Here is a 25,650-nt window from a genome sequence, read left to right on the forward strand (position 1 = left end):
CCTGTCAGGCGAGCGCCCGCAGCTCCTTCGGCAACGGGAAGGAGACGCTCTCGTCGGCCGTCGAGACGGTTTCCACGGTAATGTCATAGCGCTCGGCGAAAGCGTCCATGATTTCCTCGACGAGAACTTCCGGCGCAGAGGCGCCGGCGGTGATGCCCAGTGAGGCGATATTGCTGAAGATCGACCAGTCGATCTCGCGCCTGCCCTGCACGAGCTGGGCGGGGGCGCCGGCCCGCTCCGCCACTTCGCGCAGGCGCTGCGAATTCGAGGAATTCGGCGAGCCGACGACGATCACCGCATCGACAGTGGGCGCGACCTGCTTGACCGCCGCCTGACGGTTGGTCGTCGCGTAGCAGATGTCTTCCTTGTGCGGACCGACGATCTTGGGAAAGCGCTTCGTCAGCGCATTGACGATTTCCTGAGAGTCGTCGAGCGACAGGGTGGTCTGGGTCACATAGGCCAGATTATTCTCGTCCGGAAGGCTCAAAGCGTCGATATCCTCGACGGATTCGACGAGCACCACCGCGCCCTCGGGGAGCTGCCCCATCGTGCCGACGACCTCCGGATGGCCCGAGTGGCCGACGAGCAGCACGCGCCGCCCGCGCTTCCAGTGGATTTCCGCCTCGCGATGCACCTTGGTGACGAGCGGACAGGTGGCGTCGATGGCCAAAAACTTGCGCTCCTGCGCTTCGGCGGAGACGGATTTGGCCACGCCATGGGCGGAGAAAATCACGGGCGCGTCGGTCTGCGGGATTTCGTCGAGCTCCTCGACGAACACCGCGCCCTTGGATTTCAGCGACTCCACCACGTAACGATTATGTACGATCTCGTGACGCACATAGACCGGCGGGCCATATTTGGCGAGGGCGCGCTCGACGGCGTCGATAGCGCGCACGACGCCCGCGCAGAAGCCGCGGGGCGAGCACAGGAAAATCTTGAGCGGCGGTTTCATTCCGCGTGGCTGAGCATTCATTTGGGCGCCTTCGGCAATGGGCGCCGCGCGGCTGCGCCGGCGGCTCGAGTGGCGTCTCGCCCGTCTGGACGTCCGCCCATATTTGGCGTCGATTGGGGCGAAGCAATGTGGCGCCGGTCCGAGTCTGTCAAGCCGGCCGCCAAGGCGCTGGGCGGGAGGCTGCTCGCGCGCTTTCCGCGCGCATGGAGTCGTGCGAGCGATCAGAAAGCGCGCAGAGTCAAAAAGCTGCGGCCGGGACGCGAGCGCCCGCCGGGCCGGCGAATCCCCCGTTTGGGAAGTCTGCCTGCAGGATTTTGGGAAACGGCGACGCCGACAATAGGCGCCCGCTGCGTTTTGTCCCGGCGCGGCGCGCCAGGCGTCATCCGAGCTATTTGAGTCCGGCGGCGGCCTTGTCGTAGTACAAGGTCGACATTTTCGTGCCGATGGCCGTCGCCCCGCCGATAATGATGATGGAAACAAGAGAAGCAATCACCGCATATTCAATAGCGGTAGCCCCGCCCTCGCCTGCAATAAATCGATGAAACAAGCTGCGCATCGGGCCTCCTTTGGCAAAAGATTAAGCAGGAAAACTCTCCAAACGCTTAATTGCGACGCTCCCAATCTAGGAGCCCCGCCGCCGCCCGGCCCGATCAGCAATCCTGGCGCCAGCGGCGCCGCGGCCCGCTCTTGCATCCAATCGGCTTTTACGGCATCCATCTGCGCCGACCGCTTGGCGCCACGCCAGCCTCTCGCGTATCCTGAAACTTGGCGCGGCCCTGCCTTCCTTCACCGCGCGCTCTTTTGGTCGCCACGACCTCTATCAGACGGAAAATTAAGTCAAAAATGGCTCGCGACGTAACTGACTCGACGCCGATTGCGTCCCGGGACGCGCTCGTTGAATGGCTCGCGGCCGGTTGCAAAAGCGCCGGCGCGCCGCTGCTCGTCGGCACGGAACACGAAAAAATCGCCTTCTACTCCGATCTGCTTGCGCCGGTTCCCTATGGCTGTGACGGCGGACGCTGCGGCGTCGGCCGCCTGCTCGAAGGCGTCCAGGAAGCGACCGGCTGGGAGCCGATCATGGACCGAGACGCGCTCATCGGGCTCGCCCAGACGGACGGCGGCGGCGCGATCTCGATAGAACCGGGCGGGCAATTCGAGCTTTCGGGCGCTCCCCTGCTCGACATCCACGCGACGGACGCCGAGCTCGGCGCGCATCTTTCGGCGCTGGCCGGCGTCGCGCATTCCTTGGGCGTCCAATTTCTCGATCTCGGCGCCAGCCCGAAATGGTCGCGCGCCGAGACGCCGGTCATGCCCAAGCAGCGCTACAAGATCATGGCCGCCTATATGCCGAAGGTCGGCGCGCGCGGCCTCGACATGATGTTTCGCACCGCGACGATCCAGGCCAATCTCGACTTCGTCAGCGAAAAGGACATGGTCGAGAAAGTGAGGGTGGGGCTCGCGCTGCAACCGCTCGTCACCGCGCTTTTCGCCAATTCGCCGTTCCTGGACGGCAAGCCGACCGGGCGGCTATCCGAGCGCTCGAATATCTGGCTCGACACCGACGCGGATCGAACCGGCATGCTGCCTTTCGCCTTCGAGGAGGGGTTCGGCTTCGAGCGCTACGTCGATTACGCGCTGGACGTGCCGATGTATTTCGTCAAGCGGGGCGACGTCTATCACGATGTCGCGGGCGCGAGCTTCCGCGACCTGCTCGATGGCCGTCTGCCGCAACTGCCCGGCGAACGCGCCGTCATGTCCGATTGGGCGAATCATCTTTCGACGATCTTCCCCGAGGTCCGGATCAAGACCTATCTCGAAATGCGCGGCGCCGACGGCGGCCCGCGCGCCCATATGACCGCCCTGCCCGCGCTCTTCGCCGGACTTTTCTACGACAGCGCCGCGCTCGACCAGGCGCGCCAGCTCACCAAGGAATGGAGCGCCGCGGCCCGGCAGCAACTACGCGAGGATGTTCCCAGTCTCGCGCTCGACGCGACGATCGACGGCCGCAGCTTGCGGGAGATCGGACGCGACGTGCTCGCCCTAGCGGAGGCGGGCCTCAAGCGACGCGCGCGCGTGAATGCGGAAGGCGCTGACGAAACGATCTATCTGGCGCCGCTCCAGAAGATCGTGTCGGAAGGCCGCACCTTGGCGCAACTGCGCCTCGAGGCCTTTCATGGCGCTTGGGGCGGCTCCGTCGACGGCGCCTTCAGGGACTGCGTTATCCCACTGTGAGCTAAAAAATCCCGCGGCCAAGCGCGGGATGATCTTCCCGTCAGCGCGGGAAGAGGTCGTTGAGACCGAACGGCGCCATTGGCTGAAGATGAGACGCGCGCTGCACGCCGTCGCCCAAAGCCGCATAACCCATCGGGGCGGCTGCGGCGGCGGGGGCGCGTGGAATGTCGACGCGCACATGCCCGCCGATCTTCACGCACCCGCTCGAACCCGAGACCGCGACATAGTTCGCGCCATAGCGCGCACAATTATTCGACGACTCGGCATTGGCCGGAACCGCGTCGAGCGACGCGCCAATTGCGAGACCCACGATAAGGCCGAGCGGCGCAAGGGGGCGGACATTGGCGAACATCATCAGGCGATCAGCCTCTCTTCAGATTGGACGACAAAGCGTCGTCTCAATCGCGAGCCCAGAAATCTCGAGCAGAAAAGAATCTACGCGCAGTTGCGCGCGGCTCGTTTCCGCGATTCCGGCACTAGACCCAAACATCGTGGCGGGATCGTGTCCCGGCCTTCTGCGTGCTTTCACTGTTGTGGAAAAACAACACGACGAAATTTATTTTTCGTATACGGCACGCGATCGATTAATGATTCGTTACAGAGCTTTACCATCCCAATCGCCGATTGCGGCCTGAACGATCGCCAGCGCCGCAACCGCCGCCGTGTCGGCGCGCAGCACCCTCGGCCCAAGAGAGAGTCGCGCGACATTCGAGAGGCGCGCGATGGCGGCGCGCTCCTGTTCGTCGAACCCGCCTTCAGGACCGATGAGGACGCTGACGCCCTCCCCCGACCGCCCCGAAAGCGCTGTGACGGGATTGGCGATCGGCGCGTCCTCGTCACAGAACACGAGCAGTCTTTTCTCCGGAAAGCTGACCAAAAAATCAGCGAGATCGACCGCCTCCGAAGCTTCCGGGACGGCAAGCACGCCGCATTGCTCCGCGGCCTCTACCGCATTCGCCCGCAGCCGCGCCGAATTGACGCGGCGAACCTGCGTGCGATTGGTGATGACGGGAACAAGACGCCCCGCGCCCATTTCCGTGGCCTTCTGCGCCATGTAATCGAGGCGCGCCTGCTTCAGGGGCGCAAAGCAATAGTCGAGATCGGCGAGCGGCGTCTGCGGCCGTAAAAGCTTCTCCACCCGCAATGTCGCAGCGCGCCGCGTCACCGCAGAAAGATGCGCGAGGAACTCGCCGTCCCGCCCGTTGAACAGAAGAATGGCGTCGCCCTCGCGAAGCCGCAGCACGTTCAAGAGGTAATTGAGCGCCTCCGGCGGCGGAACGACGTCCGCGCCCGGCGCCAGATCCGCCTCCACGAAGAGCCGTTGCGCTGAAAAATCGTAATGTGACAAGATGGTGTCCCGACTAGGCGCGCGGTGTCCGCCGCAATGCCGCCGCCATGAAGGCGCCGCTTTGTTCGCGGACAGGTTGACCAAAACTTGCGCGAACGGCAAGCCTGCTGTTAACAGAATGAAGCTATTGAAAGCGGATCCAAACAAATGAAGATCAGCGCCTCCTCTTTCTTGCGCTCGGTCGCGAGCCTATCCGTCCTGGCGCTGCTCGCCAGCGCGGGCGCCGCCGATGCGCAGTCCTGCCAGGAGGATTTCCAGAAGCTGACGGAGCGCCGCATGGCGCAAATCCAGGTGCTCAACAATCTCGGCAAGGCCGGCAAGGGCAAGATGGACCCTAACGCCGCCTGCCCGGCCGCCAAAAAGCTCGCCGCCGTCGAGAGCGAGATGCTCGGCTACATGACCAAGAACAAGGAATGGTGCAACATTCCGGATAATGTCGTCGAGGGATTCAAGCAGGCCGGCGCGAAAACGAAGAATTTCGCCTCCCAGGCCTGCTCCGCAGCCGCGAAAATGAAGCAGATGATGCAACAGCAGCGCGAGCAAGCGGCTAACGGCGGCATGGGCGCGCCGCCCAAGCTGCCTTCTGGTCCGCTGTGAGCCTCGCGCAGCAAGACGGCGGCGCGGGAGCCGCCCTCCCCGACGCACAGACCAACCACCCGCTCTGGCGCTTCGCGCCGGAATGGCTGCGGCCCTTTGTCCAGCTCGCGCGGCTCGACCGGCCCATCGGCTGGTGGCTGCTGCTGCTCCCCTGCTGGGAAGGCAGCGCGCTCGCCTCGGCGGCGCTGCATCGCGCGCCCAATCTCTGGCATCTGACGCTGTTCTTTATCGGCGCCGTGGTCATGCGCGGCGCCGGCTCGACCTATAACGACTATGTCGACCGCAAGATCGACGCCCAGGTCGAGCGCACGCGCAATCGCCCCCTCGCCAGCGGGCGCGTCTCGCCGCGCGCGGCGCTGTGGTTCATCGTCGCGCAATGTCTCATCGGCCTTGCCGTGCTGCTTTCCTTCAATGGCTACACCATCGCGCTCGGGTTTCTGTCGGTGCTGATCGTGGCGGTCTATCCCTTCGCCAAGCGCTTCACCTCCTGGCCCCAGGCGATCCTCGGCTTCGCCTTTGCCTATGGAGCCATGCTCGGCTGGACGGCGCAGACGGCCGCTATCGGCCTGCCGGCGCTGCTCCTTTACGCGAGCTGCATTCTCTGGACGATCGGCTTCGACACGATTTACGCGCTGCAGGACGTGCGCGACGACGCCATCGCCGGCATCCGCTCGACGGCGCGGCTTTTCGGCGCGCAGGTTAAGCTGGCGGTCGGGGGGCTCTATGCCGGCTCCGCGCTTTGCGCGGCGCTCGCGGCCTATGGAAGCGGCGGCGGGATTTTCTCTTATCTGGGCGTCGCGGCCTATGTCGCGCATCTTGCGTGGCAGACGTCGCTCACGCGCGAGGACGCGCCGCCGGGGCTCGCGCTGAAGCTCTTCCGCTCGAACCGCGACGCCGGCCTTCTGCTATTCGGCGGCTTTCTGCTGCAGAGCCTCTCGAGCATTGGCTGAGGCCCAAACTTCGGGAGAGCCGAGGCGCAGGACGCCTCGCGCTCCAGACGTGAAACGATTGGTTGCCAGACGCCTCTTATCTCCCTGGCCGCATAAACGCCCCCACCGCAATCCCGGCGATCGCCGCAATCAGCAGAGCCGTTATCGGCTGGGCGCGGACCGAGGTCTCCACCGTCGAGCGCAGGTCCGAGAAGGCTTCGCTCGCGTCTTCCACCGCTTGCTGGCTCTGATCGCGGACATTGGCGAGGGCGGCCGAGGCCTGTTCGACTCCTTCCTCCGCCATACGTCCCAACTGATCGGAAGCGGAGATCGCCTGTCGGGCAGCGGAGTTGAGGCTGCTCGCGTAGTCCTTGTTTCGTCTAAAGAGCGGCATCTATCGACCCTCGCTTGGAGCCCCTCCAATTCCCACGGATCAACCGGAGGCCTCCAACGGTTGTTCCGCATCTGCTGACAAAAAGGGGCCGGCGGCGCGAGGTGAGCGCCGTGCAGGCGCTTGTCGCCGGAGCGCCGCAAGTTCCCGGAATTGGCCCGCGCGCGCGGGCTGCCGGCCCCTGCGGGAGCGCCCGGCGCAAGCTTTCGACAGTAGCAATAGATCAAGCCCCGGCGCCGCTCGGCCCGGCGGCGTCTGCGCCAAACGGCAAGCGCCCCCGGTTCGTCCCCTTTTCGCCGCGATTTCAGAGATAAATGCAGTCTGCCTCGCGCTTCCGCGCGTCGCTGCTTGCTCCCAAAAGACGGATAAGGATGTTGAGACGCCGCAACTCCCTCATGCTGGTTCTCGCCGGTCTTTCGCTCTACCTCGGTCAGACGCCCGAGGCGCTGGCGCAATATTACACGCGCGAGCCGAGCGATCCCTATCTTTATGACCGCGGCCGCCAGGGCGACTATTACGCCGAGCCCGACCTTTACAGCGGCGAATTCGACCGCCCGACGCGCACGCTCCCGAGGCGCGGCCTGGCGCCGGAGGAGCGCGATTACGGGGCTTACGGGCCCGAAAGGGACTTAGAGCCGCCGCCGCCCTCGCGCGCCCAACGACGCCCCGGGGCGCGCATGGCCGCATTGCCGCCGGACGCCGACCCAGCCTATTCGACGCCGCTCGATTTCGACGCACAGGTCGACCCCGGCGTCTCGACGAAAAACCTTGTCGACGACCCAACAGGCCAGACGCCCAATACGATCACGATCGATACGAAGGCGCGCAAGCTCTATCTGTCGGTCGGCCGGGGCCAGGCCATTGAATATGGGGTCGGCGTCGGACGTGAAGGATTCGCCTGGAAAGGCGCCGCGCAAATCGGCCGAAAGGCCTATTGGCCGGGATGGACGCCGCCGAAGGAAATGCTGCTGCGCCGGCCTGATCTTCCAGATCACATGGAAGGCGGCATGGACAATCCGCTCGGCGCGCGGGCGCTGTATCTCTTCAAGGGAGCCAAAGACACGCTTTTCCGAATCCACGGCACCAATGAGCCGGACACGATCGGCAAGGCTGTGTCCTCGGGCTGCATCCGCATGCTGAACGCGGATGTAATCGACCTCTACGGCCGTGTGTCCAAGGGAACGCGCGTCGTCGTCTTATAGGCGCGCGCTCAACGGCCCTTCGACTCGAGGCCCTCGACAAGGGTAATGAGTCTTTCGGGAACCGGTTCGCGCAAAAGCGTCTGGTAGAAATTGCGCAATTGCGCGCCGACGCGGTCCTCAGGCTCGCTCTTGCGACGGGACGTGAGAAGCGTCGTACCCTGATCGCCCAGACGCGCAGGCGCAATGCTCGCCTTTCCGGCGCGGCGCAGCAAAGCGGAGCCTGCGAGATCGTCGTAGACTTTTCGGGCCCCGCCCCTTTTGGCGTTGGGGGCCGCAGGGCCGGCCGCGGTTCTGAGCTCCAAGCGATTCATGGGCGCCTCAAATCGTCTGCGCGGGCCTTCTCCGATGAAGCCGAATCGAATGCTCCCGCGCATTCGAGCAAAATTGAAAAGAATTAATTAACCGTAAACATTCCGATCGCCCGGGATTTTTGCGATTTGACAAGCTGTGGCGCTTCAGCCTGAATCGCGCTTGACGCCAACGCTAGATTTTTGCGGAGTGATAACTTGCTGCTTTTCCTTTGCTCGCTTCCCGTGTGGCTCGGGGCGTTTTTTATTGTGTTGTTGCCGACGGCGCTCGCCATGGTCGGCCCGATCGTCGTGCGCAAGCGCTATCCGCTTTCGCTGCTCGTCAAAAATAATGAAGTCGCCGGCTTCAACTTCGCGACCGTCGGCGTGATCTACGCCGTGATTCTTGCCTTCGCGATTATCTCGGTCTGGGAGAAATTCAGCGAAACGGAGCTTCTCGTGCTGCAAGAGGCCGGAGCCTCGGCGACGCTGTACCGCCTCTCGAAGGGTCCGGACGCCGACGCCGCTGCGACCCGCGCGGCAGTGGACGCCTATTTGAGGGTCGTCGTCGAAGACGAATGGCCGCGCATGGCCCAAGGCGCGGAAAGCCGCGAAGCGGCCAAGGCGCTCGATGAGGTTTACGCCGCCGCCACGCGGCTGGGCGAAAACAAGCCAGTTGCAGTCGGCGCCGAGATCATGAGAGAGCTGGGCAATATCACCCAGGCGCGGCGGGGGCGGCTGCATCTTGCAATGGGCGTCGTTTCGCCGGCGCTGTGGACGATGCTGATTTTCGGCGCGCTGCTCACAGTCGGCTTCACCTATTTCTTCGGACTCGAAAATTTTCGCGCGCAAGTGACAATGACAGGAGGTCTCGCCGCCATCGTCTTTCTCGGCCTTTTTGTCATTGTCTCCTACGATCACCCTTTCACGGGCGAGGTTTCCATCGAAACCCATCCGCTGGTTTCGGTCTTCGAAAACTTCCATCGCGAGTGATACGATTTCGTTTGAACAACGCGCATGCATGTCACATTCCCGGCGGGCTGAGAGCCTGGCCAAGAATCCAGAGCCACGATAAGCCGCCTTGGCTCTGGATTCCCGATCACTCGCTGCGCGAGCGTCGGGAATGACGCCGAACCAAATCAGCCGGATCTCGCACAAGTCGTGCTCTCAGCGCGGCGCGAAAGCGATGACCCGCGCCGGAGCGCCCGACCCCTTCGCGATCTTCATCGGCATCGCCATGATAATCGCGCCCGTCGCCGGTAGCTGATCGAGATTGGCCAAGTTTTCGAGGCCGGGAACATTCGCTGCGCCGATGGCGCGATGCACGAGGAAGTCCTTGGACGCGCCGACGTCGACGCTCGCCGTATCGACGCCTATGAGCGACACATGCCGCTCAGCGACCAACATGGCGGCGGCCTCGACGCCGAAAGACGGGAAATGGAGATGATCGACCGCGCCCGGCGTATCGTCGCCGAGATAGGCCTTGCGATCCGGCCAGCGCGCGCTCCATCCCGTGCGCAAGAGCACGATGGCGCCGTCGGGAATGCGGCCGTTCGCCTGCTCCCACGCTGAGACGTCTGCGGGCGTGAGCGCGTAATCCGCGTTTTTCGCCGCGCTCTCAGAAATATCGATGACCACCGCCGGGCGAATTAAGCGATCGAGCGGGATGTCCGAATTGGTCCAGCGGCTCTCTGCGAAATGCATCGGCGCGTCGATATGGGTGCCGCCATGTTCGGGAGAGCAGAAGGCGTTCGAGTAATAAAAGAAACCGCCCTTGGTTAAGCCCTTGTGCTCTTGCTTGAGCTGGAAGCCTGTCGGCTCGGTCGGCCAGTAGATCGTGTCGGCGTCGAAAGGGTGGCTCAAATCCACCACCTTGGACGCCGAGAGGTCGATCGTCTGAGCGCTTGCGGCGCTGAGCGCCGCTACACAAAGCGCCAGCCCGTACATCGTTCCCCGAAGAAACTCCGGCATCGCGTTTCTCCATCACCCGCGTGCTGCGAGAAGCGATGAGATTGCCTGCTCGAAACGCATTTGCCAATGCGGTTGCGGGGCGAACAACCGCTTAAAGGTTGCGCCCCGCGCTCCAAACAGAGCTTCGCCGCGTTTCATTGTTTTTCTGGCGCGCCGACGCCCTGGATGAAACCGCTACTGTAGGGCACCGACGAAAGGCTGGCCCGGTGCGATCTGCATGACCGTCGCGCGGTTTACATAGCCCATCTGGGTTACGTCGGCATAGGAGACGGGAGCGATCTGATTGGCTCGGAAAATATTGACCGCGCTCCCTTGGCGAGCGGCGATGCCCACGCCCGGCCCGATCTGGACGGCGGCAATGACGCTGATCTGCGGGGAGTCGAACCAGTAAATTTCATTGAACTGGAGAGGCTCGGCGTTGGCTGCGAGCGTTCCGCCGCAAAGAACGGCGGCAATGGCGATAGAGCGCATGCTTTGCTCCAGCTTGGACGGCCGGTTGGCCGCGGCTGATGAAACGGCCGCGACCTGGTTCGCGTCGGAAGCCCTAATTCCTCAGAAGCCGTTCGAGAATGGAGACAGGGGGGCGACCGTGATCTGATTGATGGTCGCGTTTTGGATGACGACAGAGCCTGCCGACGCGCCGAAAATATATTGGCCGATGTGCGCCAAGTTATCCGTGCCCTTCCCTGTGTTTTGCCCGATTTGAGCTTGCTGGAGCGCAAGGGCGCCGTCGACGCCCCCGACGAACTGTGTGATCGAGCCGTATGAGCTTGCCAGGGCGGCGCCGGAGAAACAGCAAAAAGCCACGGATAACGCCAGCAGTTTTCTCATGAGTAGCTCCCTTGTTTACTCGATGTTTTTTAGATTTTACTTCGTCAATGCAAAAACGAGCCTATTCCCGGAAGCGCCAACCTCATAGGCGCCCTTTTGGATTGGATGAAACTTAGTAATTTCCAGACTTCTCGACCCGAGCGCCTGCTTCCGACCCATAAGGGCGCGGCCATTGGGTCAACGCCGCGGCTCGGCTCTTCTAAGTATAAATACATAGAAATACGTATAACTACGTATTTTCCTGTTGCAAAAACAGCGCAGCGCACGAAAACGACCATCATTATCCATTCTAATACTGGCGCGGTCGTCGTGACGGCGCTTAGAGTTACGCGATGGTCTCCCCCGCCCCAGGCAATCCTTCCCGAAAACAGGCAAAGAAACCTTTGGCTAAGAACCAGAAGTGCTCGAAGCGTCGCCGCCTCGGTCCTGGCGCTTATTGTCTGGCCGCCTGCGCCGCAGGCGTCGCATGGCCGGCGTCCATGGCTCGCGCGCAAGTATTGAACCCGACGGTTCTCGCGCCTGCGGCAAAGCTGCCGCAGGAGCGCGAGCTGCAAACGGTGGCCTCGCATGGGCGCGCCGGCCTCCAAATGCCCAAGGCGGCGGACAAGAAATTCGTCACCGTGCGCGTCGTGACGATTGCAGGCGCGTTCCCCGAGCTTGCCGAGCAGAACGCCGCGCTCGTTCAGAAGCTCCAGGGCAAACGGCTGAGCCTCGCCGAAATTTATCAGGCGGCCGCCGAACTTCAGGCCGCCTATTCGAAGTCCTTTCCGCTTGCGACGCTTTCGGCGCCGCGCCCCGACTTCGCCGATGGCGTGGTAAAGCTCGACGTCACCGACGGCGTCATCGAGAAGCTCGAACTCTCCGCCGTTCCCGAACGCGCGCGCGAGCTTGTGCGCGCCCGGCTGCAACCGCTCGTCGGCCAGCGCCATCTGGCGGCCGCCGAGTATCAGCGACGCACCCTGCTCGTCGGCGCCATCGCCGGCGTCAGCGGCCAAGCCTCGACGACGCCGCTCGATTCCCGTGACGGCTATTCTCTGAATGTCGCGGTGGTAGAAAGCCGCGTCGCGGGCGCGAGCGCGATTACCAATCGGCTGCCGAAGGAATATGGGACGTGGGAGTTTGCGCAGACCTTCGCGCTGAACAACGCCCTGGGGTTGGGCGAACAAATCGCTGGCGCGGTTTCGTCGACGCCGGATTTCGAGCGCTATTTCAGCGGAACCTCAAAAAGCGAAGCTTATAGCACCGATGTTTTTGTGCCCATCGGGGCCGACGGCCTGGTTTTCGGCGCCGGCTATCTCATGGCGCGATCCCGCCCGTCTCCCTATTTCTCCACGCTTCCAGACGAGCTTCTCTTTGCGGGGGAGCGCGTCACGGGAAGATTCGACCGCGTCTATGCCCGCGTCGCCTATCCGCTTTTCCTCACAACCGACCTCACCCTGCGCATTCAGGCGGACGCCGAGCACATCAACAACCGCTACCGTTACCGCCCCCTGCCGCTCGGCTTCATTCAACCGGCCTGGGCGCCTTTCCCGTCTCCGATCCAGGATGTTTTCCGAGACCGCTACAATGTCCTGAGGCTGTCCGCGGACGTCAAATACCGCATCCCCTGGCTGGAGAACGCGACCTTTGCGGGTCTTATCGCTTATGGGCGGGGCCTTGGCGGCCGTTTGGACAGCACGGACTTCGCCTTTGGCCCGCCGCTGTCGCGCCTTGGCGCGAGCCCCAGTTTCGACCGGCTCAATCTGAAAGGCCGCCTCGACGTCGGCCTGCCGGAAAACTTCATCTTCTCCGCGATCGGCCGCCTGCAAACGAGCTTCGGCAAGCCGCTCATGATCCCGGAAAACTTTTTGCTCGACGGCCCGGAAGCGGTGTCGGGCTATGCGTCGGGCACGCTCAACGTCGACCGCGGCGTCACAGCCCGCGCCGAGCTGTCACGGCCGGTCAATCTCGCGCTGCTCGGCTATAATCATTTGGTGTCGCCTTACGTGTTCGGCGCCTGGGGCAGCGGCGTGCGCGAAGAGCGCTCGCCGGGATTTTTCCGGCATATATGGGCCGAGACCTTCGGCGGCGGCGTGCGGACCGATACGAATTTCACGGGCACGCCCTTCGGCGAGTCGCTCTCGATCGAGGTCGGTCGCGATTTGTCGAACATTCCGTTTCGCAACAGCGGCTATCGCACCAATGTGACTTACAATATGCGCTTCGCGGGCGACCCCTTCGCGCCCGAGGCGACGCCGGCCGCGCCAAGCGGCATTTTCAAAAAGGGCCCGCCGGATGAAAAGCCCGCCTCCCCTTTATGGGAGGGCTTCTACGCAGGTTTGAACGCCGGCTACACTTGGGATCCGAGGCCCGAGATCGCGACGGCCGGCGTGCCGCTCTGGACGGGCATCGACACGTTTTTTACGGGGCTCGTTCCCCATTGGCTCGCGTCGGCGAATGGTCTGAGAGGCCGAGCGATCGAAGCCGGCGGCGGTTTCGCCGGCGGCGCCCAGACCGGCTACAATTTGCAATTCGGCAAGGTCGTCGCCGGCCTGGAGACCGACATTCAGGGGTCAAACGCACGAACCCGGCATGCGCTCACAAATGGCGGGGCTTCGTTTTTCGAGGTCGACGTCCAAAACCGGCTGTTCGCGGTCGAGCCTTTAGCGACAAGCATCGACCACACGAAGAACGTCGACTGGCTCGGAACGACGCGCGCGCGGCTCGGCTATCTCGTTACGCCGAGGTTTCTGGCCTATGCAACGGGCGGCGTGGCTTACGGCGAGGCGCGCGCGAGCACCTTCGTTCGTCAGAATTGGGCGCCCTTCGCGCCACTCGGCCCGTTTCTGCAATCCGCCGGCGCGACCGGCGGCTACTCCGGCTTCAGAGTCGGATGGACGATCGGCGCCGGTCTCGAATGGATGTTTGCGCCCAATCTCAGCGTGAAGGCGGAGTACCTTCATTATGATCTTGGAAGCGTCAACTACGCGCTCTCTCCTCTTGTCACCACCCTTACCCTGACCGGCGACACAAACGTCATCCTGCCTGGCGCGCACACGCAATTCCGTGGCGACGTCGTGCGCGTGGGTCTCAATTATTTCTTCGGACGGCCGGCAGGCGAATCTCCGGCGCAGGCGCCGGCGGCCTTCGCGCAAGGCTTCTATGCCGGCCTCAACGCCGGTTACGGCTGGGACGCGTCCCCGTCGGTCGCGCTGGCCGCGGGACCAATCCAGGCCGACATCGACCGAGCCGTTGCCGGCAATCTCGCCGGCTCCATGGCCGCAAGCGCGACAGGCGTCTCGAGCGCTTCCGCCAATGGCGCGCTGGGCGGCGGCCAAGCTGGCTATAATTGGTTGATCGGCAATTATGTCCTCGGCGTCGAAGCGGATTTGCAGGGGGCGAGCCAAAAAGGCCGCGGCGGCTTCATTGGTTTCGCGCCAAACTCTGTCGCCGGCGTCCCCTCCGGGGCCTCCAGCACGGCGGTTCACAGCGAGAAAACGCTCGACTGGTTCGGCACGCTACGGATGCGCGGCGGTTTCCTGGTCACGCCGTCCCTGCTCGCCTATGGAACCGGCGGCTTCGCCTATGGCGGCGCCACGGTTCAGAACTTGACGGCGCATCAAACCGACTCGACGCTTCTTTTCCTTCAGTCGACGGGTTCCGTTGGCAGTTATTCGGCCGGCCGGATTGGATGGACTCTCGGCGGCGGCATCGAATGGAAATTCGCTCCCGACATAAGCCTGAAGGCGGAGTATCTGCACTATGATCTTGGCCGCGCGCAATATGGCGCCGGCGTGATCGCAACCGAGTTCCTCGGCCGCACCAATAAAGCCGCCCTAACAGCCAGCACGCGGTTCAGCGGAGACATTGCGCGCCTGGGACTGAATTACCACTTCGATCCCATTGCGGTCCTACCGGCCCTCACCCGGTAGCGCCGCGACCACGCACGAAAAAGCCGCGCGCTTTTCGCGTCGCGGCCTTTGTTACGTGGACGAGTGTTACGCGCAGTAGGACGTCGGCGTTTCCTCCTGCTGCCCCGTCTGGCCGCGAACAATCTCCGCGATCCGGATCACCGCCTCGGTGCGGTTGCGCACTTGCAGCTTGCGCATGACGTTGCGGATGTGAACCTTCACGCTGCTCTCGCTCATGCTCAGCTCATAGGCGATGACCTTGTTGGATTTGCCTTTGAGCAAGGCTTTGACCACATCGTTTTCGCGGACCGTAAAATCGAACTTTGCATCACAGCGGATGCTCTCGTTCGACTCCTCCGGCCGCGTTTCCATCACCGCATTCGCCGGGACGAACACGCCTCCCACGAGAACGAGCTTGATCGCCCTGGCGACGACTTCGAGCGGCGTGTCGCTCGGAATATAGCCCTTCGCGCCGCTGCGCAGGCTATTGGCGATGTGGCTGCGGCTTTCATTGTCCGAGAAGAGAACGACGGGGACTTCTTTCTCCCACTGCGACAATTCCCGGATCAGCTCGGATTGCTCGGCCTCGATCTGCTTGTCGACGCCGCTGAGGATAATGACGCAGGCGGAGGCGCCGGTCGGGTCCTGGCTCCAGGACGCCACGTCCGGATAGGTCAGGATTGGCAATCCGAGCTTTTTTTGCAGGCACATGGCCAAGCATTCTCGGATAAGCGCTCTCGTTTCGATGATGATGACGGACGGCGAGAAGGCGTCGGATAAGTTCTGGCTCGCGAAAATCTCCTCGCGCGAAAAGATCTCGTCTTGAGCTTCTCCAATCATGGCAACCCCCTACGCAAACCACAACACAACGTGGAATTAAACTTTAGCCGGATTAGTTTTCGTTGCAAGATAAATTTAATCACCTCCGTCAAGACTGAGAACCCGCGATTAACAGCAAAATTATAAGGCCAAGCTGCTTGCAGCATATACAGTATTATACGTATGTAAAACTACTTACCCAGGAAGGAGTGCGGAAAAACCACAAGACATTACACAACCCCGGTATGTCGCCCGTTACAACTCACGCATCTTCGACAACAGTGAACAAGTCCGCCGCATACCGATCGTCCAGGACTGTCCCTGCTCTTGCTTCTCCCGCTATTTTGCCGACTCCGAAACCCCGCAGTCTGTCACATCGAAATCCATCCCTCGCCAATTCACGCGGGTTCCGCAAAAGCTCAGGAAGAAACGAGGAAAGAAAGACGCTCTCGGGAGAGGCGAAAGAATATTAGGTTCCGAATGTCCGCGCCGCTCGAAAGGCTGAGGCCGGATGCGCCGGGAGATAACGGCCTTGCATGTCGCGCCCGAGCGGATACATCCTGCCCAACACGCTCGCTTTCGGGATTCAAACGTGACACGACGTTCAGGCAGCGCCGATCTGCCGCTTCATTACGGGCGCGTTCCGGCGTGGCTCAGCCAGCGCATGGCGCGCCTCGGCGCGGTGATCGCCGAAGCGATCGTGCATCATTACGGCCGCGACGAGTTCCTGCGCCGTCTCGCCCATCCGTTCTGGTTCCAATCCTTCGGCGCCGTCATGGGCATGGATTGGCACTCCTCCGGCGTCACCACCAGCGTGATCGGCGCGCTCAGACGCGGCCTGACGCCGCTCGCGGGAGAGCTTGGCCTACATGTCTGCGGCGGACGCGGCGCGCGCTCTCGCCAAACCCCGCTCGAGCTGAAGACCATCGGCGCGCGCGTGGGCTTCGATGGAGCGGCGCTTGCGCGGGCGAGCCGGCTTGTCGCCAAGGTGGACAGCGCCGCCGTGCAAGACGGGTTCGATATTTATCTGCACGGATTCATCGTAGCCGACGACGGCAAATGGGTGGTTGTTCAGCAGGGGATGAACGGCGAGACGCGCTATGCCCGCCGCTATCATTGGCTCTCGGAAGGGCTGAAAGATTTCGTCGAGGCGCCTCACGCAGCCATCGATGGGGAGAACCAGGGCGAAATCGTCAATCTCACCGATTACAGGGCCAGCGCCTCGCGCGCGCGCCAGCTCGATCTTCTGCGCGACCTCGGGCCGGACGGCCTGCTGCGTGAGGTCGCCGCCGCCGAAGGCAAATCCGAGCCGGCGCCTGCGCAAACCACGCTCCCGCACCTCTTCATGCCGGCCCATCACGACGTCCGCCCCAAGGATGTGATGCTTCGCAGGCTGCACGGGGCCCTCGCCGCCGCCGCGGATCAGGGCCCACAAGACTTCGCCGATCTGCTGCTCGTGCCAGGCGTTGGCGCCCGCACGGTTCGCTCGCTCGCGATGGTGGCGGAAGTTGTCCACGGCGCCCCCTGCCGCTTCGCAGATCCGGCGCGCTTCTCGCTCGCTCATGGCGGCAAGGATCGCCATCCCTATCCGGTTCCCATCGACGTCTACGACAAGACGATCGACGTGTTGAGAAGCGCGGTCAGCAGGGCGAAGCTCGGAAACGCCGACAGGCTCGACGCCCTTCGCCGGCTCGACGAGCGCGCGCGGCGTCTGGAGCGCAACGCTACTGGCCCGTCTCGGCCGCAATTTATTGAAGAGGAGCGGCGCCGCTCGCATGAATATGGCGGGCGAAGCGTCTTCGGCTGGGAGCCCGCTCCCGAGGGCGCCACGGAACCGCCCGCGGAAAGCCGGCGTAACAAAGCGACGCGCGCCTGAACGGAAGAAAATGGGCGTTTCGGCTGGCGCCGCAGTTGCGTTAAACTCTGGCCGCCTCTCCTATCCCAGCCGCTTGCACATGACGACTTTCCCTATTCGCTACGTCGAACCTGTCTACCGCCCGCCGAGCGAAGCTGACTCGCTTATCCTGCCCGTAACCAATGGCTGCTCGTGGAATCGCTGCACATTCTGCGAAATGTATAGCGCGCCACAAAAGCGCTTCCGCCCCAGAGATGCGCAGGAAGTGCTCGAAAGCATAAAGCGCTGCGGCGAACAATTGGGTCCAGACGTCAAACGCGTTTTCCTGGCGGATGGAGACGCGATGACGCTCTCGACCCGCCGGCTCGTCGCCGTGCTCGAGGCGATCCGACGCGATTTGCCGGGCGTGCGCCGGGTATCGAGCTATTGCCTGCCGCGTAATGTCCGAAAAAAGTCAGCGGCGGAGCTTAAAGAACTCAAGGAGCTCGGGCTCTCGCTCGTCTATGTCGGCGCGGAATCCGGCGACGACGATGTGCTGGCGCGGGTCGACAAGGGCGAGACTTTCGCAACCACGCGCGAGGCGCTGGAAAAATTGCAGGAGGCGGGCGTCAAACGCTCCGTGATGATCCTAAACGGCCTCGGCGGAACCAAGCTGTCGCGCCAACATGCGCTGAATTCGGCGGCGTTGATGAATGCCACGCAACCGGAGTTCCTCGCCACGCTGGTGGTGAGCTTTCCCTACGGCGACGCGCGGCTGCGGGGAAATTTCCCAGACTGGGAGCCGCTCGACATATTGGGCCTCATGCGGGAGATGGAGCTGTTCATTTCCGCGCTGGAGCTGAATAGGACGGTCTTTCGCAGTGACCACGCCTCGAATTGGCTCGTCCTCAGAGGAACGCTGGGCGCCGACAAGTCCCGGCTGCTTCAAGACCTGCGCAGGGCGATCGCCGAGCCGGATTCTGCGCCGCTGCGGCCCGCCTGGGCGCGCGGGCTCTAGCGGCGTCGCCCCTCACGGCTCGACAAAGAACGACGGCGGCGCCTCTCCGCGCGCGATCAGCTCCAGCAGCCTGTCGCTGGCGGCCAGAGCTTCCTCGATCGTCACATCCATATCCAAATATCGATAGGTGCCGAGCCGCCCGACGAAACTCACCTTTTCGCTCGCGCGGGCGAGCTCGATGTAGCTGCGCAGCAGCTTCTGCTCATTGGCGAGCCGGATCGGATAATAAGGTATGTCATCCGCGCCGGCGGCCCGGCTATATTCCCGGTAGCAAAGGGTCAAATCGAATGTGTCTTTTTCCCAGGGCGCAAAATATTTGTGTTCGGTTATTCGCGTGAACGGCACGTCGGCGTCGCAGTAGTTAATAACCGCAGCGCCCTGGAAGTCGCCCTTGTCGATCATTCGTTCGAAGTCGAGCGTGCGGTAGCCGAGCCGGCCGAGCCGGAAACCGAAAAAGCGGTCGAGCGGCCCGCTATAGAAGACATGAGCGAAATTCTCGCTCAGCTCCTCGAAGCGGCAGTTCAACCGGACGTCGACATTCGGCGCGCGGAGAATGTTCTCGGCCATCGCCGTGTAGCCGTTGCTGGGAATGGCCTGATAATGATGCGCAAAGTAACTGTCGTTGTAATCGAATCTCGCGGGCAGGCGCTTCAGCACGGACGCCGGGAGGTCCGTCGGGCTTATGCCCCATTGTTTCGACGTGTATCCTTTGAAAAAGGCCTCGTAGAGCTCCTCGCCCATCAAGGCGAGCGCCTGCTCCTCGAAATTTTGCGGCTCTTCGATCTTACGCGCTTTCGAGGCGATGAAAGCGCGCGCCTCGGCCGGCCCCATGCATCGTTTGAAGAACTGATTGATCGTCATCAAGTTCAAAGGCAGCGAATAGACGCCCGACTTGGCGACGGCGACGACGCGATGGTTATAGGGCCTCATCTCCGCGAAGCGCGTGACGTAAGACCAGACCCGTTCGTTCGAGGTGTGAAAGATGTGAGGGCCATAAATATGAGTCATCACGCCCGTTTCAGGGTCACGGGCGCTGTGACAGTTGCCGCCAAGATGCGATCGCTCGTCGACGACCAGAACCTTGTGCCCCGCCTCGCCCAGGCTCCTGGCGATCACGGCGCCGCTCAAGCCCGCGCCAACCACGCAATATCTCATCTGGCCCCTCGCAAGTTCATCGAGGGAAACTACTGGGTCAGGCTGGCGCGACGCTGCCGGGCCCCGGCCAGAAAATCGACCTATGACGCGCCTTTAAGCGTCGCTGGAAACTTCTTGTTAGAAAGATGCCGTTACTGTGGTCAAGCCGGCCGTTCGCCCGGCTAGTTCGCGCGTAGGACAGATGATCTGTCCACCATTGTCCGAAGACTCCTTGGCGACGTTTTCCTGATCCGCCGATCTCGAGCCTCGGTCCACGCGACGTGTCCTGCCCCTTTTCGTAGCTTTTGTGCCCCGGCCGCATTTGCGCGCGGGGATCGCCGCCACTCGCGCGGCGGCGATGGCGCGCGCAGCAGCGTCTGCGGAGAGGGCTTTCAAAGTGAACTCTTTGGGACGCACACCAACAGCTCAAGGGCCGGCATATGACCTCCATCATTTCTTCGCTCACCCCCAGCCAAGTCGCCTCGCTCTCGACGAGCACGATCTCAAAGCTCACGACCGACGATATAGCGGCTATGACGACCGCTCAGGCGGCGGCACTGACGTCGAGTCAGATCCGCGCCCTGAATACGGATGACGTCGCGGCGTTTTCGGCGACGCAGATGAGCGCCCTTAGCTGGAGCGCCATCCTCGGCTTCACGAGCACGCAGATCACCGCGATTACCAGCACCGACCTCACGTCGCTGTCCACAGGTCAGGTCGCCGCTTTCACCACGAGCCAGCTACACGCGCTCTCGACCGACCAGATCGCGTCTCTCTCGACAGCGCAAATCGCGGTTTTCGTTTCCGCCCAAGCCAATGCGCTGACCACTGACAGCGTCGCTGCGCTCGCCACCGACCAAATCGCGGCGATGAAGACCAATGCGGTCGCAGGATTGAGCTCCGCACAGATACAGGCGCTCTCCTCGGTGCAGATCGGCGCTCTCACAACCGCCCAGATCTCGGCGATGACCTCCTCCCAGGCGGCCGCCTTGTCGTCGGATGACGTCGCCGCTCTTTCCGCAAGCCAATTCAGCGCCTTCGGCGCCCGCGACCTCGCCGCGCTGACCACCAGCGCCCTCGCCGGCGTCTCGACCTTGGACATCGCCGCGCTGAACACGTCGCAGGCGGCCGCGCTCACGAGCGCGCAGATGCACGCGCTTTCGACGGACCAGGCCGCCGCCTTGACCACGGCGCAAATCGCCGTCCTCGGCTCCAGCCAGATTGCGGCGCTGACCACCGACGCCGTCGCCGCTCTGTCCACGGATCAGATCGCGGCGTTGAAAACGAGTTCTTTTGCAGCGCTGGGTTCCGCGCAAATTCAGGCCCTCTCGACCAACCAGGCCGCCGCCCTGACCACGGCGCAGGTCGCGGCGCTGACGACCGCCCAAACGGCCGCGCTCACCTCCGACGACGTCGCGGCCTTCTCCACCGCGCAGTTCGGCGCCCTCTCGGCCCGCGACATCGCCGCTTTGTCCACGAGCGCCCTCGCCGCGGCCTCCACTGCCGATATTGCGGCGCTGAGCACCGCTCAGGCCGCCGCCCTGACCACCGCTGAAATCAGCGCCCTCTCCACCGATCAGGCGGCCGCTCTCACCACCGCCGCCGTCGCCGCGCTAGGCTCCGGCCAGGCCGCCGCGCTGACGACGGACGCGGTCGCCGCGCTCTCCACCGATCAGGTTGCGGCGCTCAAGACCCTCGCCGTCGCGGCGCTGACCACCGCGCAGATCGGCGTCCTCTCGGCCGGTCAGACAATCTCGCTGACCACCGCGCAGGTTGCCGCGCTGAAGACCACGCAGATCCAAGCGCTTTCGGCGATCCGGGTCGCCACCCTGACCACCGAGCAGGTGGCCGCGCTCGGCTCCACCCAGGCCGCCGCGCTGACCACCGACGAAATTGCCGCGCTCTCGACAGACCAGGTCGCGGCGCTCAAGACCAGCGCCATCGCCGCGCTGAGCACGGCGCAAATCGACACATTGTCGACCAGCCAGGCCGCCGCCCTCGGCACTGCCCAGATTGTCGCGCTCACCACCGCGCAGGCGGCGCGCCTGAGTTCGGACGACATCGCGGCGCTCTCGACGGCGCAGCTTGCGGCTTTCGAAACGCGCGACCTCGCGGCTTTGTCCTCGAGCGCCTTCGCCGGCGTCTCGACGGCGGACATCGCCGCTCTCAGCACGGCGCAGGTCGCCGCTTTGACGACCGCCGAGATGCGCGCGCTGTCGACCGATCAGGCCGCGGCGCTCACCACGGCGCAAGTGGCGGTCCTCGGCTCCCGTCAGGCGGCCGCGCTCACCACGGATAGCGTCGCAGCGCTCTCCACGGATCAGGTCGCGGCGTTGAAATCCAGCTCTGTCGCCGCCTTGAGCACGGCGCAAATCGTTACGCTGACGACCGCTCAGGCGGCGGCGCTGACCACCGCTCAAGTGGCGTCGCTGACCACCGCGCAAGCGGCGGCCCTTTCCTCCGACGATCTGGCCGCCTTCTCGACCGACCAATTCGCGGCGCTGAGCTCTCGCGATCTGGCGGCGCTCACCTCCACCGCCCTTACCGGCGTGTCGACGGCTGAGATCGCCGCGCTGAGCACCGGGCAGATCGCGGCGTTCACGGCCGTGCAGATGCGCAGCTTGTCGACCGATCAGACCGCCGCTCTGACGACCGCCCAAGTGGCCGTCCTCAGCTCCGGCCAGGCCGCCGCCTTGACGACCGATAGCATCGCAGCCCTCACCACCGACCAGATCGCCAGCCTGAGGACGTCCACTGTCGCGGCGCTCGGCAGCGCGCAGGTCCACGTCCTGACGACGGCTCAGGCGAGCGCGCTGACCACCGCCCAGATTGGCGCCCTGACAACGGCGCAGACGGCCGCGCTGACGACCGACGACATCGCCGCCTTCACCTCGACGCAGTTCGACGCCCTCAGCTCCCGCGACCTCGCGGCGCTGCAAACGAGCCAGTTGGCGGCGGTCGCGACCGAGGATCTCGCGGGGCTGTCCACCTCGCAGGTCGCCGCCCTGACGACCAGGCAGCTCCATGCGCTCTCGTCCGATCAGTCCTCCGCTCTGACGACCGCTCAGATCGCCACGCTGTCGTCCGGGCAGGTGGCCGCGCTCACGACCGACAGCCTCGCCGCTCTCTCCACGGATCAGATCGCGGCGCTCCGGTCGGCCGCCATCGCGGCGCTGAGCACGGCGCAGATCGACGTGCTCTCGACCGCCCAGGTTGGCGCGCTGACGACCAGCCAGATCGCCGCCCTGACGACGACGCAAAGCGCGACGCTCTCCTCGGACGACGTGGCCGCCTTCACCACGGCGCAGTTTGGCGCGCTCGAGGCGCGTGACCTTGCCGCGATGTCGACGAGCGCGCTCGCCGGAGTGTCGACGGACGACGTCGCCATCCTGAGCGCCGCGCAGGCCGGCGCGCTGACGAGCGCGCAAGTTCGCGCGCTGTCGACGGACCAGGCGGCCGCGTTGACGACCGGTTCGGTCGCGGTCCTGGGCTCGGCTCAAGCCGCCGCGCTCACCACCGACAGCGTCGCGGCGCTGTCGACGAATCAGCTCTCCGCCTTCAAGACGAGCGCGGTCGCCGCTTTGACCACCGCGCAGGTCCAGTCCTTGTCGACGGCTCAGGCCGCGGCGCTGACCACGGCCCAGGTCGTCGCCCTGACCACCACGCAGACGCGCGCTCTGTCGACGGATCAGGCGGCGGCGCTGACAACCGATCAGGTGGCCGCTTTGAGCTCCCGGCAGTCGGCCGCTCTCACGACGGACAGCGTTGCGGCGCTTTCCACCGATCAGGTTGCGGCGCTCAAGACCAGCGCAGTCGCCGCGCTGAGCACAGCGCAGATCCACGCGCTCTCCACGGCGCAGATCGCGGCGCTCACGACCGCGCAGATCGGCGCCCTGACGACGTCTGGGGCCTCGGCGCTGTCGTCCGACGACATCGCCGCCCTCTCGACGGCGCAGTTCGCGACGCTGAGCACCCGCGACATCGCCGCCTTGACGACCGCCGCTCTCCTCGGCGCCTCGACCGACGACCTCGCCGCGCTCAGCACGGGCCAGTCCTCGGCCCTGACGTCGAACCAGGTGCACGCGCTGTCGACCGACCAGGCCGCGGCGCTGACGACGGCGCAGGTCGCCGTCCTCAGCTCGGGCCAGGCGGCCGCGCTCACCACGGACAGCGTCGCGGCGCTCTCCACGGATCAGATCGCGGCGCTTTCGACCAGGGCTGTCGCGGCCCTCGGCACAGCGCAGATCAGCGCTCTGTCGACGGCTCAGGTGGCGGCCTTCGCCACCGCCCAGATCGCCGCTTTGACCTCGGCGCAAGCCGGCGCTCTCTCCTCCGATGATGTGGCGGCCTTCTCGACCGCCCAATTCGCGGCCTTGAGCACGCGCGATATCGCAGCCCTGTCGACGAGCGCCATCGCCGGCGCCTCGACGGACGACATCGCAGCTCTGAGCACGGCCCAGGCGGCCGCCCTCACCACCGGCCAGGCGCATGCTTTGTCCAGCGCTCAGACAGCCGCGCTGACGACGGCGCAGGCCGCCGTTCTCAGCTCGGCCCAGGCGGCGGCGCTGACGACCGATAGCGTCGCGGCTCTGACGACGGACCAGGTGGCGGCTTTGAGATCGGCCGCCATCGCAGCCCTGAGCACCGCTCAAATCGGCATCCTGTCGACCGATCAGACGGCCGCTCTCACCACGGCGCAGATCGTGGCGCTGACCAGCTCGCAGACGCATGCGCTCTCGACCGACCAGGCCAAGGCGCTGACGACGGAGCAAGTCGGCGCGCTTTCCTCGCGCCAGGCGGCGGCGCTGACCACCGACAGCGTGGCCGCGCTTTCCACCAGCCAGGTTGCGGCGCTCAAGACCGGGTCGCTCGCGACCCTGAGCGCGGCGCAGATACGCGCCCTGTCGACCGATCAGGCGGCGGCGCTGACCACGGACCAGATTGTCGCTTTGACCACGGCGCAGACCGCCGCGCTCTCCTCGGACGACGTGGCCGCGCTCTCCACCGCGCAGTTCGGCGCGCTGGAAACCCGGGATATCGCCGCCCTGTCGACGGCGGCGATCGCCGGCGCCTCGACGACCGATATTGCGGCCTTGAGCACCGCCCAGGCGGCGGCGCTGACGGCGGCTCAGGTCCATGTCTTGTCGACCGATCAGGTGGCCGCCTTGACGACGGCGCAGGTCGCGACGCTCGGCTCGGCTCAGGCGCACGGGCTGACGACGGACAATGTGGCGGCGCTCTCCACGGATCAGGTCGCTGCGCTCTCGACCGGCGCCTTGGCCGCGTTGAGCAGCGCCCAGATCGCCGCCCTCTCCTCGGCTCAGGCGGGGGCGCTGACCACGGCGCAGATCGCGGTTCTGTCCACCACGCAGGCGGCGGCTCTGTCGTCCGACGACGTGGCGGCCTTCACCACTGATCAGTTCGCGGCGCTCAGCCCCCGGGACATCGCCGCGCTGTCCACCGCCGCCATCGCGGCCGCTTCGACCGCCGATATCGTGGCGCTCAGCACGGCTCAGGTCGCGGCTCTGACAGCGAACCAGCTCCCAGCGTTGTCGACCGATCAGGTGGCGGCGATGACCACGGCGCAGGCCGCGGTGCTCCAGGCGTCGGCCTTGACCACCGCCGGCGTGGCGGCCATGTCGACCGACCAGGTGGCGGCGCTCAGGACCAACGTGGTCGCCGCCTTCAGCACCGCGCAGATCAGCGTCCTGACCACGGCCCAGGCCGCCGCGCTCACCACCGCGCAGGTGACGGCCCTGACGTCGAGCCAGGTCGCCGCTCTCACGACGGACGATATCGCAGCTTTCAGCGCCACGCAGTTCGACGCGTTGGACGCCCGCGACATCGCCTCGCTGCTCACGACCCAGATTGCCGTCGTCTCGACTGCAGACATTGCGGGCCTGTCGACGGCGCAGCTCTCGGCAATGACCACCGCGCAGTTGCAGGCGTTGTCGACGGATCAGACTGTGTCGATCACCACCGCCCAGATCGGCGCGCTCAGTTCCACGCAGATCGGGGCGCTCGAGAGCGCGGACTTCACGGCCTTCTCGACCGATCAACTGGTCGCGATCTCCACGCAGTCCATCGCCGGCTTGTCGACCGACGACATCGGGGCCCTGAGCACCACGCAAGCCAGCGCGCTGACCACCACGCAGATCAATGCGATGTCGTCTGCGCAGGTCAACCGGCTGATGCAACTGTTCCAGTAAGCGCGA

General features: G+C 64.5%; 20 protein-coding genes. 9 read left to right on the forward strand and 11 right to left on the reverse strand.

All coding sequences use genetic code 11. The annotated features are described in order from the left end of the window. Nucleotides 1–4: 4 nt before the first annotated feature. Together ispH and JJT62_RS16210 are read right to left on the reverse strand one after the other, a co-directional pair. Nucleotides 5–973: a 4-hydroxy-3-methylbut-2-enyl diphosphate reductase gene (ispH, locus tag JJT62_RS16205; RefSeq protein WP_202073823.1), complete on the reverse strand. Its 969-nt coding sequence runs from the start codon at nucleotides 971–973 to the stop codon at nucleotides 5–7. A 367-nt stretch (nucleotides 974–1,340) separates the two neighbouring features. Further along, nucleotides 1,341–1,508, reverse strand: coding sequence for a Flp family type IVb pilin (locus JJT62_RS16210; RefSeq protein ID WP_202073824.1), 168 nt, complete (start codon nucleotides 1,506–1,508; stop codon nucleotides 1,341–1,343). Nucleotides 1,509–1,795: 287 nt separating this feature from the next. Here JJT62_RS16210 and JJT62_RS16215 point away from each other — a divergent pair, with 287 nt between their 5' ends. Continuing rightward, nucleotides 1,796–3,184 (forward strand): glutamate--cysteine ligase, encoded by a 1,389-nt coding sequence (locus tag JJT62_RS16215; protein WP_202073825.1) that lies wholly within the window; start codon nucleotides 1,796–1,798, stop codon nucleotides 3,182–3,184. A gap of 40 nt (nucleotides 3,185–3,224) precedes the next feature. Here JJT62_RS16215 and JJT62_RS16220 read toward each other — a convergent pair whose 3' ends face one another. Both JJT62_RS16220 and JJT62_RS16225 read right to left on the reverse strand, forming a co-directional pair. After that, nucleotides 3,225–3,539, reverse strand: a complete 315-nt coding sequence (locus JJT62_RS16220; RefSeq protein WP_202073826.1) for a hypothetical protein — start codon at nucleotides 3,537–3,539, stop codon at nucleotides 3,225–3,227. 240 nt (nucleotides 3,540–3,779) lie between these two features. Continuing rightward, nucleotides 3,780–4,532, reverse strand: a complete 753-nt coding sequence (locus tag JJT62_RS16225) for a 16S rRNA (uracil(1498)-N(3))-methyltransferase (protein WP_202073827.1) — start codon at nucleotides 4,530–4,532, stop codon at nucleotides 3,780–3,782. A gap of 147 nt (nucleotides 4,533–4,679) precedes the next feature. Between JJT62_RS16225 and JJT62_RS16230 the strand changes: the two genes are divergently transcribed. Both JJT62_RS16230 and ubiA read left to right on the forward strand, forming a co-directional pair. Next, nucleotides 4,680–5,129, forward strand: coding sequence for a hypothetical protein (locus tag JJT62_RS16230; protein WP_202073828.1), 450 nt, complete (start codon nucleotides 4,680–4,682; stop codon nucleotides 5,127–5,129). Next, a complete protein-coding gene (ubiA, locus tag JJT62_RS16235; protein WP_202073829.1) occupies nucleotides 5,126–6,079 on the forward strand; it encodes a 4-hydroxybenzoate octaprenyltransferase in 954 nt (317 codons plus the stop codon). Before JJT62_RS16230 ends, ubiA begins: the two co-directional genes overlap by 4 nt. Nucleotides 6,080–6,155: 76 nt before the next feature. On the opposite strand, the gene JJT62_RS16240 is transcribed toward ubiA, so the two are convergent. Beyond that, a complete protein-coding gene (locus tag JJT62_RS16240) occupies nucleotides 6,156–6,452 on the reverse strand; it encodes a hypothetical protein (protein WP_202073830.1) in 297 nt (98 codons plus the stop codon). A 371-nt stretch (nucleotides 6,453–6,823) separates the two neighbouring features. Here JJT62_RS16240 and JJT62_RS16245 point away from each other — a divergent pair, with 371 nt between their 5' ends. Beyond that, nucleotides 6,824–7,651 carry a L,D-transpeptidase gene (locus JJT62_RS16245; RefSeq protein ID WP_246744959.1) on the forward strand — a complete coding sequence of 276 codons (828 nt, stop codon included), beginning with the start codon at nucleotides 6,824–6,826 and terminating at the stop codon, nucleotides 7,649–7,651. 8 nt (nucleotides 7,652–7,659) lie between these two features. Here the strand turns inward: JJT62_RS16245 and JJT62_RS16250 are convergent, their stop codons facing one another. After that, nucleotides 7,660–7,962: a NepR family anti-sigma factor gene (locus JJT62_RS16250; RefSeq protein WP_202073831.1), complete on the reverse strand. Its 303-nt coding sequence runs from the start codon at nucleotides 7,960–7,962 to the stop codon at nucleotides 7,660–7,662. Between the two features lie 195 nt (nucleotides 7,963–8,157). On the opposite strand from JJT62_RS16250, the gene JJT62_RS16255 reads away from it, so the two are divergent. Next, nucleotides 8,158–8,931: a DUF4239 domain-containing protein gene (locus JJT62_RS16255; RefSeq protein ID WP_202073832.1), complete on the forward strand. Its 774-nt coding sequence runs from the start codon at nucleotides 8,158–8,160 to the stop codon at nucleotides 8,929–8,931. A 174-nt stretch (nucleotides 8,932–9,105) separates the two neighbouring features. On the opposite strand, the gene JJT62_RS16260 is transcribed toward JJT62_RS16255, so the two are convergent. From JJT62_RS16260 to JJT62_RS16270, 3 genes are all read right to left on the reverse strand, one after another. Then, nucleotides 9,106–9,909, reverse strand: coding sequence for a cyclase family protein (locus JJT62_RS16260; RefSeq protein WP_202073833.1), 804 nt, complete (start codon nucleotides 9,907–9,909; stop codon nucleotides 9,106–9,108). Between the two features lie 174 nt (nucleotides 9,910–10,083). Further along, nucleotides 10,084–10,380, reverse strand: a complete 297-nt coding sequence (locus JJT62_RS16265; protein ID WP_202073834.1) for a hypothetical protein — start codon at nucleotides 10,378–10,380, stop codon at nucleotides 10,084–10,086. 81 nt (nucleotides 10,381–10,461) lie between these two features. Beyond that, entirely contained in the window at nucleotides 10,462–10,740 is a 279-nt protein-coding gene (locus JJT62_RS16270; RefSeq protein WP_202073835.1) for a hypothetical protein, read from the reverse strand. A 479-nt stretch (nucleotides 10,741–11,219) separates the two neighbouring features. On the opposite strand from JJT62_RS16270, the gene JJT62_RS16275 reads away from it, so the two are divergent. Continuing rightward, nucleotides 11,220–14,651: an outer membrane beta-barrel protein gene (locus tag JJT62_RS16275; RefSeq protein WP_202073836.1), complete on the forward strand. Its 3,432-nt coding sequence runs from the start codon at nucleotides 11,220–11,222 to the stop codon at nucleotides 14,649–14,651. Between the two features lie 66 nt (nucleotides 14,652–14,717). Here the strand turns inward: JJT62_RS16275 and JJT62_RS16280 are convergent, their stop codons facing one another. After that, nucleotides 14,718–15,470, reverse strand: coding sequence for a response regulator transcription factor (locus JJT62_RS16280; RefSeq protein WP_202073837.1), 753 nt, complete (start codon nucleotides 15,468–15,470; stop codon nucleotides 14,718–14,720). A gap of 571 nt (nucleotides 15,471–16,041) precedes the next feature. On the opposite strand from JJT62_RS16280, the gene JJT62_RS16285 reads away from it, so the two are divergent. After that, on the forward strand, nucleotides 16,042–17,325 hold the full coding sequence (locus JJT62_RS16285) for a DUF763 domain-containing protein (RefSeq protein ID WP_202073838.1): 1,284 nt from the start codon (nucleotides 16,042–16,044) through the stop codon (nucleotides 17,323–17,325). A 79-nt stretch (nucleotides 17,326–17,404) separates the two neighbouring features. After that, nucleotides 17,405–18,301 (forward strand): radical SAM protein, encoded by an 897-nt coding sequence (locus JJT62_RS16290; RefSeq protein WP_202073839.1) that lies wholly within the window; start codon nucleotides 17,405–17,407, stop codon nucleotides 18,299–18,301. Nucleotides 18,302–18,313: 12 nt separating this feature from the next. Here JJT62_RS16290 and glf read toward each other — a convergent pair whose 3' ends face one another. Next, nucleotides 18,314–19,456 carry a UDP-galactopyranose mutase gene (gene glf, locus JJT62_RS16295; protein ID WP_202073840.1) on the reverse strand — a complete coding sequence of 381 codons (1,143 nt, stop codon included), beginning with the start codon at nucleotides 19,454–19,456 and terminating at the stop codon, nucleotides 18,314–18,316. Nucleotides 19,457–19,875: 419 nt separating this feature from the next. Between glf and JJT62_RS16300 the strand changes: the two genes are divergently transcribed. Next, nucleotides 19,876–25,644 carry an S-layer family protein gene (locus JJT62_RS16300; RefSeq protein ID WP_202073841.1) on the forward strand — a complete coding sequence of 1,923 codons (5,769 nt, stop codon included), beginning with the start codon at nucleotides 19,876–19,878 and terminating at the stop codon, nucleotides 25,642–25,644. Nucleotides 25,645–25,650: the final 6 nt, after the last annotated feature.

The organism is Methylocystis sp. Sn-Cys (genome assembly GCF_016745395.1).
In the GTDB taxonomy this organism is placed as follows: Bacteria; Pseudomonadota; Alphaproteobacteria; order Rhizobiales; family Beijerinckiaceae; genus Methylocystis; species Methylocystis iwaonis.

Coding starts and splice junctions, on each gene's coding strand:
- JJT62_RS16280 (WP_202073837.1), bottom strand. CDS start 15,470: ATGATTGGAGAAGCTCAAGACGAGATCTTTTCGCGCGAGGAGATTTTC.
- JJT62_RS16300 (WP_202073841.1), top strand. CDS start 19,876: ATGACCTCCATCATTTCTTCGCTCACCCCCAGCCAAGTCGCCTCGCTC.
- JJT62_RS16260 (WP_202073833.1), bottom strand. CDS start 9,909: ATGCCGGAGTTTCTTCGGGGAACGATGTACGGGCTGGCGCTTTGTGTA.
- ispH (WP_202073823.1), bottom strand. CDS start 973: ATGAATGCTCAGCCACGCGGAATGAAACCGCCGCTCAAGATTTTCCTG.
- JJT62_RS16240 (WP_202073830.1), bottom strand. CDS start 6,452: ATGCCGCTCTTTAGACGAAACAAGGACTACGCGAGCAGCCTCAACTCC.
- JJT62_RS16215 (WP_202073825.1), top strand. CDS start 1,796: ATGGCTCGCGACGTAACTGACTCGACGCCGATTGCGTCCCGGGACGCG.
- JJT62_RS16275 (WP_202073836.1), top strand. CDS start 11,220: ATGGCTCGCGCGCAAGTATTGAACCCGACGGTTCTCGCGCCTGCGGCA.
- JJT62_RS16270 (WP_202073835.1), bottom strand. CDS start 10,740: ATGAGAAAACTGCTGGCGTTATCCGTGGCTTTTTGCTGTTTCTCCGGC.
- JJT62_RS16210 (WP_202073824.1), bottom strand. CDS start 1,508: ATGCGCAGCTTGTTTCATCGATTTATTGCAGGCGAGGGCGGGGCTACC.
- JJT62_RS16250 (WP_202073831.1), bottom strand. CDS start 7,962: ATGAATCGCTTGGAGCTCAGAACCGCGGCCGGCCCTGCGGCCCCCAAC.
- JJT62_RS16265 (WP_202073834.1), bottom strand. CDS start 10,380: ATGCGCTCTATCGCCATTGCCGCCGTTCTTTGCGGCGGAACGCTCGCA.
- JJT62_RS16220 (WP_202073826.1), bottom strand. CDS start 3,539: ATGATGTTCGCCAATGTCCGCCCCCTTGCGCCGCTCGGCCTTATCGTG.
- JJT62_RS16230 (WP_202073828.1), top strand. CDS start 4,680: ATGAAGATCAGCGCCTCCTCTTTCTTGCGCTCGGTCGCGAGCCTATCC.
- glf (WP_202073840.1), bottom strand. CDS start 19,456: ATGAGATATTGCGTGGTTGGCGCGGGCTTGAGCGGCGCCGTGATCGCC.
- JJT62_RS16290 (WP_202073839.1), top strand. CDS start 17,405: ATGACGACTTTCCCTATTCGCTACGTCGAACCTGTCTACCGCCCGCCG.